The organism is Micromonospora sp. L32 (assembly GCF_052068055.1).
Lineage (GTDB): Bacteria > Actinomycetota > Actinomycetes > Mycobacteriales > Micromonosporaceae > Micromonospora > Micromonospora purpureochromogenes.
In genome coordinates this window covers 618,177-627,387 of sequence record NZ_JBQHDD010000003.1, presented here as the reverse complement: position 1 = coordinate 627,387, position 9,211 = coordinate 618,177, and the positions used below count along the sequence as shown (strand labels likewise).

9 protein-coding genes are annotated in these 9,211 nt (G+C 72.4%); 2 read left to right on the top strand and 7 right to left on the bottom strand.

Annotated features, from left to right (window positions below):
- Positions 1-42: 42 nt before the first annotated feature.
- The 3 genes from ACTMTB_RS11835 to ACTMTB_RS11825 all read right to left on the bottom strand — a co-directional run bounded on the left by ACTMTB_RS11835 (position 43) and on the right by ACTMTB_RS11825 (position 3,213).
- Positions 43-1,119 (bottom strand): glycosyltransferase family 2 protein, encoded by a 1,077-nt coding sequence (locus ACTMTB_RS11835; protein ID WP_441144945.1) that lies wholly within the window; start codon positions 1,117-1,119, stop codon positions 43-45.
- 294 nt (positions 1,120-1,413) lie between these two features.
- Complete coding sequence (locus ACTMTB_RS11830; protein WP_441144943.1) at positions 1,414-2,400, bottom strand: aldo/keto reductase; 987 nt, start codon at positions 2,398-2,400, stop codon at positions 1,414-1,416.
- Positions 2,401-2,463: 63 nt separating this feature from the next.
- On the bottom strand, positions 2,464-3,213 hold the full coding sequence (locus tag ACTMTB_RS11825) for an SDR family oxidoreductase (protein WP_441144941.1): 750 nt from the start codon (positions 3,211-3,213) through the stop codon (positions 2,464-2,466).
- 102 nt (positions 3,214-3,315) lie between these two features.
- Between ACTMTB_RS11825 and ACTMTB_RS11820 the strand changes: the two genes are divergently transcribed.
- The gene (locus ACTMTB_RS11820) at positions 3,316-4,143 is read left to right on the top strand and encodes a helix-turn-helix transcriptional regulator (RefSeq protein WP_441144939.1); all 828 of its coding nucleotides are present in this window, start codon (positions 3,316-3,318) and stop codon (positions 4,141-4,143) included.
- Between the two features lie 4 nt (positions 4,144-4,147).
- Here the strand turns inward: ACTMTB_RS11820 and ACTMTB_RS11815 are convergent, their stop codons facing one another.
- Positions 4,148-5,683, bottom strand: a complete 1,536-nt coding sequence (locus tag ACTMTB_RS11815; RefSeq protein WP_441144937.1) for an NAD(P)/FAD-dependent oxidoreductase — start codon at positions 5,681-5,683, stop codon at positions 4,148-4,150.
- A 223-nt stretch (positions 5,684-5,906) separates the two neighbouring features.
- Here ACTMTB_RS11815 and ACTMTB_RS11810 point away from each other — a divergent pair, with 223 nt between their 5' ends.
- Entirely contained in the window at positions 5,907-7,160 is a 1,254-nt protein-coding gene (locus tag ACTMTB_RS11810) for a hypothetical protein (RefSeq protein ID WP_441144935.1), read from the top strand.
- A 7-nt stretch (positions 7,161-7,167) separates the two neighbouring features.
- Here the strand turns inward: ACTMTB_RS11810 and ACTMTB_RS11805 are convergent, their stop codons facing one another.
- The 3 genes from ACTMTB_RS11805 to ACTMTB_RS11795 form a co-directional block, all read right to left on the bottom strand.
- Complete coding sequence (locus ACTMTB_RS11805) at positions 7,168-7,860, bottom strand: hypothetical protein (RefSeq protein ID WP_441144933.1); 693 nt, start codon at positions 7,858-7,860, stop codon at positions 7,168-7,170.
- A gap of 91 nt (positions 7,861-7,951) precedes the next feature.
- Positions 7,952-8,803: an aldo/keto reductase gene (locus ACTMTB_RS11800; protein ID WP_441144931.1), complete on the bottom strand. Its 852-nt coding sequence runs from the start codon at positions 8,801-8,803 to the stop codon at positions 7,952-7,954.
- Between the two features lie 151 nt (positions 8,804-8,954).
- The gene (locus ACTMTB_RS11795) at positions 8,955-9,179 is read right to left on the bottom strand and encodes a hypothetical protein (protein ID WP_441144929.1); all 225 of its coding nucleotides are present in this window, start codon (positions 9,177-9,179) and stop codon (positions 8,955-8,957) included.
- Positions 9,180-9,211 lie beyond the last annotated feature (32 nt).

The following is a 9,211-nucleotide window of genomic DNA, read 5'->3' as shown; positions in this document are numbered from 1 at the left end:
CGGCAGCGCATCCACGCTGGTACATAAGGTTGTGCCTTTCTCTCAGGAGTTGATCCACACGCGGTCGGTTCCGCGTACGGTCTGGGCCAGCGCCCGCCAGTAGGCGAACGAGCGGACCTGCTCGTAGCACCACTCGGGGAGCAGCGCGGCGGCGGTGAGCAGGGCCCACCAGCCCTGCCGGCGGACGGTGAGCACCCGTTCCAGGACGAAGACGCCGGTCACCGGTAACCAGCGGGGATCCCAGGGCAGGGTGCCGACCAGGAACCAGCCGGCGACCACGGCGGCCAGGTAGATCGGCACCAGTAGTGAGCTGCTGTAGATGCCAAGTTGGCGCAGCCAGTTGCCGGCGTTCCACCAGCGGAAGCCGTACAGGCGCAGCGAGTCGAGCATGCCGCGCTGCCAGCGGACCCGCTGGGTGACGAGGGCCTGGACGGTGGGCATGGAGTCGGTGATCGCGTCGAATCCGGGCGCGACCCGGGGCCGGTAGCCCAGTGACCGGACCGCGAACGTCATCTCGATGTCCTCGGTGGCCGGGTCCCGGTGGTAGAACTCCCGCGGGTAGCCGGGCAGCGCGCCGCAGGCGCGGGCGGCCAGGATCTGGCGTACCACGGGCACCCGGAACAGGGTGGCCACGCCGGAGAGCACGACCGCCGTGCCGCCCTTGCGCCACACCCAGCGGGAGAACCGGGCGTACTCGTTGCCTTGGAGGATGTCGAGCAGCCGGGGCTGGTGGTCGAGCCGGTAGTCGGCACAGACCGCGCCGACGCCCCGGCGTTGCAGCGCGTGGACGGCGGCGGCGACGGCACCGGAGGCCAGGATGCTGTCCGCGTCGGTGACCAGCAACATGTCCCGGTCGTGCAGGTGCGGCAGCAGCAGGTTGATCGACCAGTTCAGCGCGCCGGCCTTCTTGTGCGGGTTGGAGCCCGGCATGTCCCACACCTCGGCCCCGGCGGCCCGGGCGATCGCCGCGGTGTCGTCGGAGCAGTTGTTCGGCACCACGATCAACCGGTCGACCGGCCGGGTCTGCGCCAGTAGGGCGCGGACCGTGGCGGCGATGGTGGCCGCCTCGTTGTAGGCGGGCACCACCACGACGACCCGGGTCCGCCGGTAGGTGCTCACGCGGCCTCCGTCGCTGGGGTGGGCGGCATCGCTGTCGCGGGAGTCAGTTTCTGTCACGGACCACGCCAGCGTCTCTGCGCCGGTACGGCCAAGGTCGGCATCGGCGTGACCATGTGCAGTATCAGTAACCCTGAGCAGGTCCTGCAGGGCTCGGCGCCCGCAATGTTTCGGCTGACTGTCTGGTCAGTCGGACCAGCCGGTCCGTCCCATCAACGGGACAGGCGCTCGCGCCGGGCGGACGGCCGGCCGAGGGCGGACCGAACGGGGGAGCTGCCCCGACCTGCGGTGCTCGGGTCAGCCCGCCGTAGCCAGCCGTTCCCGCTGCGCGGCGGTCAGCTCCAGCTCCACCGCCTCGAGGCTCTCGTCGAGCTGGGCCACCGACGAGGCCCCGACCAGCGGGATCGAGGGCGTCTCGCCGCCCATCAGCCAGGCCAGCACCACCTGGTTGACCGTCGCGCCCGTCTCGGCGGCCACCTCCCGCAGCGCGGCCAGCCGGCCGGGGGCGCTCGGCAGGTCGTACTCCGGGCCCAGCGGCTTGTCCGGCCGGGTGTAGCCGCCCTTCACCAGCGGCGAGTACGCGACCAGCGTCAGCGCCGGCTCCACCCGCAGGTAGCTGGCCAGGTCACCGCCGACCGAGCCGGGGTCACCGTCCGGGTCCAGCTCACTGGGCAGGTCGGTGCGCCGCTGCAGGTAGGTGTGGTGGTACTGGAGCACCTCGTAGCCGGGCAGGCCGGCGGCGGCGGCCAGCGCGCGGGCCCGCTCCACCCGCCACGCCCGGTGGTTGCTCGCCCCCAGCAGCCCCACCGCGCCCTCGGCGACCAGCTCGCCGAAGGCGGCCACCGTCTCCTCCAGCGGCACCGTGCGGTCCTCGATGTGCGCGTACAGCAGGTCCAGCTTCGCCATGCCGAGCCGTTCCCGGCTGCGCTCCGCCGACTCCCGGATCACCTTGGCCGACAGCCCCTCGGCGTTGTCGGTGTAGCTGGTGCCGGGGGCGAGCGGACGCGCCCCCAGCTTGGTGGCGACGACGATCTCGTCCCCGACGCCCCGGCTGCGCCGCCAGCGGCCGAGCAGCTCCTCGCTCTCACCGCCCTGCCCGCCGTTCATCCAGAACGCGTAGTTGTCCGAGGTGTCGACGAAGGTGCCACCGGCCTCGACGTACCGGTCGAGGATGGCGTACGACGTGGCCTCGTCGGTGGCGGTGCCGAAGAGCATCGCGCCGAGGCTGAGCACGCTCACCTCGCGCCGGGTCCGCGGGTCCGTGCCGATCGTGCGGTACCGCATGAGGTCTCCCATTCGACGTGGAGCCTCCACCCTGGACGTTCGAGCGCACTCGAAGTCAAGGGCTCACCAGGGCAGCACCCCGTACGAGTCGCCGGCGGCGAGGTGCCCCCAGAGCTGGCCGCTCGGCCCGCCCGCCGGCAGCGTCGCCAGGTGCACGCCCACCTCGGCCCCCTGCTCCGGCGTGCGGTAGCCGGAGGAACCGTTGAGGTCCGTCGCGCAGTAGCCCGGGTTCGCCGCGTTGACCAGGATCGGGGTGTCGCGCAGCTCCTTGGCGTACATGGCGGTGACCATGTTCAGCGCCGTCTTCGACGACGGGTAGGGCACCGAGGTCAGCGGCCAGAGGAAGCTCTCCGGGTCGGTCATCGCGGTGATCGAGCCGACCTCGCTGGAGACGTTGACGATCCGCGCGGCAGGGGCGCGGCGCAGCAGCGGCAGGAACGCGTTCGTCACCGTCACCACCGCGAAGACGTTCGTCTCGAACACCTCGCGCAGGGTGGCGAGGGTGGTCTCGCTGGGCAGCGCCGACCCGTCCGCCCGGGCGATCCCGGCGTTGTTCACCAGCACGTCCAGCCGGCCGTACGCCTCCTCGACGTGTCGCGCGGCGGCGGCGACCGACGCCGGGTCGGTCACCTCCAGCGGCACCGGGTGGGCGTCCGCGCCGCCGGCGCGCAGCGCCGCCACCGCCTCCCGGCCGCGCCCGGCGTCCCGCGCGCCGACCAGCACGGTCATCCCGCGAGCGGCGAGCTCCTGTGCCGTGGCGTACCCGATGCCCTTGTTGGCCCCGGTGATCAGGGCGATGTTCGTCGTGGTCATGGCGTCGAGCCTGCCGGCGGGCCGCGCCGGCCGGGAGAGACCGGCCGGGACTGGGACCGGCGGTACCACCTTCGGCGTCCGCGCGTGCGGCAGGCTGGGGGCATGACCGAACCCGGGTTGCGCCGCGACGAACTGGCCACCTTCCTGCGCACCCGTCGGGCCCGGTTGCGCCCCGCCGACGTCGGCCTCCCCGACGGGGTACGCCGCCGCACACCGGGCCTGCGCCGCCAGGAGGTCGCCCAGCTCGCCGGGCTGTCGGTCGACTACTACGTGCGGCTGGAGCAGGGCCGGGGGCCGCACCCGTCCCGGCAGGTGCTCGCCGCGCTGGCCCGGGCCCTGGTGCTCACCCGCGACGAGCGGGAGTACCTGTTCCGGGTGGCCGGCCAGAGCCCGCCGCCGGTGCCCGGGCCGAGCCGGGAGGTCACCCCCGGACTGCGCCACCTGATCGACGCGATGACCGAGACCCCGGCGTACGTGGTGGACGCCAAGTACGACGTGCTGGCCGTGAACCGGCTGGCCGCGCACTTCGTCGGGGACCTGTCGGCGGGGGAGCGCAACATGATCCGCTGGATGTTCCGCCAGCCCGCCCCGCGTCCGGACGACCCGGAGATGCTGCGCTTCGTGCGTGACTCGGTGGCGGACCTGCGCGCCGCCTACGGCCGCTATCCCGGCGACCGGGGCCTGGCCGAGCTGGTCACCGAGCTGCTCGGCGTCTCGCCCCGGTTCGCCGCGCTCTGGGCCGAGCACGACGTCGCCGAGCGTCGTCCGGTGGTGAAGCGGGTGACGCACGCCGAGCTGGGGCCGCTGGAGTTCGAGTGCCGGGTGCTGCTGGTGCCGGAGACCGACCAGCGGCTGATCGTCTACACCGCCGCGCCCGGCTCGCCCACCCGGGAGGTGTTCCGCCGGCTCGCCGACCGGGTGGGCACCTGACGAATCAGTTGACCCCGGTCGGTCGACGCTCCGCCGCGTGGGCGGCGGTCGTCGTGGCGACGGTACGTGCCGGCACGGTCGGCGCGTCCCGGCCGGTGCCCCGTCGCCCGTCGCCGCCCTTGTCGTTGCTCTGCTCGTGGTAGTCCTGCTCGACGTTGACCGTCCAGACGTCGTGGCCGGCGCCGTGCACGATGTTCTCGGCGGTCAGCATGGCGGTCAGCATGGAGTGGTCCTGGTTGTTGTAGCGGTGCATCCCGTTGCGCCCGACGGGGTGCACGTTGGGCAGCTCCCGCGCCAGCCACGCCCGGATGGTGTCGACGTTGTGCTGGTAGCGGTCGTCGTACACCGGGTAGGCCTTCGGCATCCGCACCACGTACCCGCTCTCCACCGCGCCCGGCCGCACCAGGCCGAGCTGCTCCAGCTCGGCGGTGGCCCGCGCGACGAGGTCGGCGTCGGAGGTCCGCCAGGTCTCGTCGTCCTCGAACACGAAGTACTCCAGCCCGAGGCAGGTGCGGCCGTCCTTGACCAGGTACGGCGACCAGGAGCCGAAGTTCTGGATCCGGCCCACGTTCACCGCCGGGTCGTGCACGTAGATCCAGTTGTCCGGGAAGGAGAACTCCTCCGGCACCACCAACGCCACGGTCAGGAAGTCCCGGTAGCGCAGGTCGGCGGCGCATTCGAGCACCTCGGGCGGGGCGGCCGGGCGCACCGCGGCCACCAGTTCGGAGATCGGCATGGACGAGATGACGTGGTCGACGGGGAGCCGGCGTTCCCCGCCCGGCCCGTCGACGGTGACCGCCACCGCCCGCCTGCCCTCGTGGTGCACGGCCTTCACCCAGGTGCCGGTGGAGACCTCGCCGCCGCGCTTGCGGATCTCCTCCGTGCAGCGCTCCCACATCATGCCGGGACCGAACTTCGGGTACTGGAACTCCTCGATCAGGCTGGTCACGTCCTTGCGGTTGCGGCGGGGCAGCAGCGCGTTGAGCACCGCGCGGGCCAGCGACAGGTTCTTGATCCGCTGGGCGGCCCAGTCGGCCTGCAACTGGTCTGCCGGCATCCCCCAGACCTTCTCCGTGTAGGTCTTGAAGAAGATCGAGTAGAGCCGCCAGCCGAAGCGCGCCGACACCCAGCCCTCGAAGTGCGACTGGTCCTTGGGCGGGCGCAGCCGCGCCCGGGCGTACGAGCCCATGCAGCGGGCCGCCTCCCGTACGCCGAGGTTGCGCAGGGCGTTGCCGGCGTTGAGCGGGTAGTCGTAGAGCGCACCCCGGTAGAAGATGCGGCTCATCCGGGGCCGGAGCAGGAACTCCTCGTCGGGCAGGATCTCGTGCCAGAACTCCTCGACCCGCCCCACCTTGGTGAAGAACCGGTGCCCGCCGATGTCGAAGCGCCAGCCGTCCCGCTCGACGGTACGGCTGATCCCGCCGACCACGTCGTCGGCCTCGAACACCCGTACCGTCGCGCCGTGCCTGAGCAACTCGTACGCGGCGGTCAGGCCCGCCGGGCCCGCGCCGATGACCACCGTGCCGTGACGCTCGTCCATCCTCACGCCGCTCCCTGCCCTCGGGTCCGTCGGACAGGCGCGGTTACCCGTTCTCTGCGCTGTCTCACCTCCACCGGCCCGGAACTCCTGATCATGCCGCTCGGGGCCGGGCGGTGGGGGGCGCGGAGGTGTCAGCCGGCGTAGGCGGGGGATGCCCGGCCGGCAGGTTCGCGGCCGCCGTGGGTGGGTCGCGGGTCGGACCGACTCCGTGAGGAAGCGCCAGATGACCGACGGGCCGCGGGACACCGCAGCGGACGGCCGCGCGCCCGCGACCGGTCTCCCGGCGCGCTGGGACCGCCTGCTCGGCCACGCCGGCGACCTCGTCGTCCGGGTGCCCGAGCGCTGGCGGTACGTGCTGGCCCTGTTCGTCGGCGCGAAGGTCGTCCTCAGCCTGGTCGGGGTGATCGCCCTGGCCGCCTGGGAGGGGGCGCCCGCCGCGCCCCCGGCGGACGAGATCAACACGCGCCTCGACCAGACGGAGATCTCGCCGCACCGCTGGATCTCAATGTGGTTCGCCTGGGACGCGCTGATCTACGACGGCCTGAGCCGGCAGCCGCTCACCGGCGAGTGGAAGGGGGGCTTCGGGTTTCCCCTGCTCTACCCGTTCCTGGGCCGGGTGGTGGCGGTGCCGCTGGGCGGCGACACCGCCCTGGCGCTGCTGCTGATCAGCAACGTCGCGTTCCTGCTGCTGCTCTACTACGCCCTGCGGCTGGGCGAGACGCTGCTCGGCGACGACGCCGCGGCGCGCCGGTTCACCCGCTACCTGGTGCTGCTGCCCACCGCGTTCCTGTTCCAGGCGGCGCTGACCGAGTCGCTGTTCCTCTGCCTGGCGCTGGCCACCTTCCACTACGCCGAGCGGGGACGGTGGGTGACGGTGGGCGTGCTGGGCTACTTCCTCGGGCTCAGCCGCTCGGTGGGCTTCCTGGTGGCCGTCCCGCTCGCCCTGGTCCTGCTCCGCCAGCACCGCTACCGGCTCGACCCGCGCAGCCTCTGGAGGTACGTCCGCACCGGCTGGCCGTTGCTGCTGATCCCGGCCGGCTGGCTCACCTTCATGGCGTTCTGCCGGTGGAAGGGCGGGGACTGGTTCGCCTACAAGCACGCCCAGGAGAAGGGCTGGGGCATCCGGGTGCAGAATCCGCTGCCGGTGATCTGGAACGGTCTCACCGGCGACACCCGGGACGCCGTCCGGGTCTGGTTCGCCGTCGCCGTGCTGGTGATCGTGATCGCCGGCGTCCGCCGGCTCGGGCTGCCCTACCTCGTCTACGCCGTGCTGATGGTGCTCGCGCCGCTGTCGATGGGGCCACCGGTGTACAAGAGCCTGCTGCGCTACCTGATCGCCGCGTTCCCGGTCGGCCTGGTCCTGGCCCGGTGGGCCCGCAACGCCACGGCGGACGCCTGGTTGAGCGCCGCGCTCGCCCTGGTGCAGGGCGGGCTGTTCGTGGTGTGGCTGGCCTACTGGACGCACTTCATCATCTGAACCGGCGCTACGTCGCCTCGCGGAACGGGTCGACGGCGACCCGGTGCAGCCGGGTCAGCAGCTTCGCGGACTTCTCCAGGTCGCCGGCCTCACCGGCGTTGAGTTCCAACACGTAGCTGCCGCGCGCCACCAGCACCGTGCAGAGGTAGGAGGTGTCGTCGTTGACCAGCCGCTCGCACCAGGAGACGGTGTCGGCGTCCGCGGGCACCAGCGGCGCCTTGGGGCGTACGACGGTGGTGGTCGTCCGGCCGTCCGGTTCCTGGTAGGTCCGGCACTTCGCCAGCGCCGACTTCAGCTCGCCGACCAACTTGCGCCCCGGCACGGTGAGGTAGCCGACGACGTACTGCCGGATCCAGACCTGCTCGCCCTTCCACTGCCGCTCCCGGTTCGCGGTCCGCTTGCGGTCCGACGGGAGGTTGTCGCGGCACGGGTGGGCCAGCTTGAACGCCTCGGCGGTCTCCGAGGTGACGTCCGTGATGGCCGGGTGGAAGTCGGTCAGGTCCACCAGCGCGGCCTTGACCTGACCGCGCACCTCGGCGGTCGACGTCGGGGTGGGCCGGGGCGGTGGTGGCGGGGTCGGTGCGGCGGAGACCGGCGCCGACCAGCGGGCCGGGGTCGCCTCCTCGGCGGGGCCGCAGGCAGCCGCGCCGAGGGCGACCAGCATCGACAACAGGAGTGCGGGGGTACGGCGGTGCGACATCGCGCGGACGCGGTCCTTTCGTACGCAAAGAAGGGGCCCCGGTTCGGGCCCCTTCTTTCGTGCGCCGTGCCGGCGCGCCGCGTTACACCCGTCAGCTCGGCAGGTAGTCGAACTCGTCCGGGTTGGGGCCCTGCCGGCCGGCCTCGCCCCGGTCCAGCCCGCTGATCCGCTCCATCGCCGCGTCGTCCAGCGCGAAGTCGAAGATCTGGAAGTTCTCCGCGATCCGGCTCGGGGTAGTCGACTTGGGGAAGACGATGTCGCCGCGCTGCACGTGCCAGCGCAGCACCACCTGGGCCGGGGTACGGCCGACCTCCTCGGCGACGTCGACCACGGTCGGGTCGTCGAGCACCTTGCCCTGGGCGATCGGCGACCACGCCTGCGTGATGATGTTGTGCCGCCGGTCGTACGCGCGCACCTCCTCGTTGCCGAAGTACGGGTGCACCTCGATCTGGTTGACCGCGGGCACTACGTCCGCCTCGGCTGCCAGCCGCTCCAGGTGCGGCACCTGGAAGTTCGACACGCCGATCGAGGTGGCCCGGCCGTCGCGCTGGAACTCCTCCAGGACCTTCCAGGTGGAGACGAAGTCGCCGTCGTAGCGGGTGGGCAGCGGCCAGTGGATCAGGAAGAGGTCGATGTGGTCCATCTTCAGCGCGGACAGCGTCGACTCGAACGCCCGGCGGGCGTCGTCCGGCCGGTGGAAGGCGTTGCTGAGCTTGCTGGTCACGAAGACCTGGCCGCGGTCCAGGCCGGAGGTGCGGACCGCCTCGCCGACCTCGGCCTCGTTGCCGTACATCTCGGCGGTGTCGATGTGCCGGTAGCCGATCTCCAGCGCCCGGCCCACGGCCTCGACGGTGTCCTTCGGCTCGATCTGGAAGACCCCGAAGCCGAGCTGCGGGATCGTGTTGCCGTCGTTGAGGGGGATGTCGGGAATCGTGTTCGCCATCCGGCTCTCTCTCCCATCGTCAGGGGCACCCCTCGGGCGCCGGAAGCGCTTCCACGGCGTCCGCCGCAGTGGTGCCACCCGGCTGTCCTACCCGGTCGGGCCGCTCCCTCACGGGCCCGGCCGGGTGATCTGCGACAGGCCCCACCACTGTTCAGTCGGCCGTGGCGTCGAACAGCACCGGCCAGGGCCGGGCCGACGGCGCCACCGCGGCCGGCGGCGCGGGCTCGACAGTGGCCAGCACCTCGGCCGCGAACTGGCCGAACATCGGTGCCGCGGGGTGCGGCTCGCGGTCCGGCCAGGCCGCCGCGGTCCGCTTCACCAACGGCCGCCCGGCCAGCGGGCGCCACCCTCGCCCCTGTAGGTTCAGCTGCTGCACGCCTGCGGGCCGACGATATCGGCGACAGCCCC

What these genes read in the sequence shown, in the direction of transcription:
- ACTMTB_RS11820 (WP_441144939.1), top strand. Translation starts at nt 3,316, where the DNA reads ATGACCGAACCCGGGTTGCGCCGCGACGAACTGGCCACCTTCCTGCGC.
- ACTMTB_RS11815 (WP_441144937.1), bottom strand. Translation starts at nt 5,683, where the DNA reads ATGGACGAGCGTCACGGCACGGTGGTCATCGGCGCGGGCCCGGCGGGC.
- ACTMTB_RS11830 (WP_441144943.1), bottom strand. Translation starts at nt 2,400, where the DNA reads ATGCGGTACCGCACGATCGGCACGGACCCGCGGACCCGGCGCGAGGTG.
- ACTMTB_RS11810 (WP_441144935.1), top strand. Translation starts at nt 5,907, where the DNA reads ATGACCGACGGGCCGCGGGACACCGCAGCGGACGGCCGCGCGCCCGCG.
- ACTMTB_RS11805 (WP_441144933.1), bottom strand. Translation starts at nt 7,860, where the DNA reads ATGTCGCACCGCCGTACCCCCGCACTCCTGTTGTCGATGCTGGTCGCC.
- ACTMTB_RS11800 (WP_441144931.1), bottom strand. Translation starts at nt 8,803, where the DNA reads ATGGCGAACACGATTCCCGACATCCCCCTCAACGACGGCAACACGATC.
- ACTMTB_RS11825 (WP_441144941.1), bottom strand. Translation starts at nt 3,213, where the DNA reads ATGACCACGACGAACATCGCCCTGATCACCGGGGCCAACAAGGGCATC.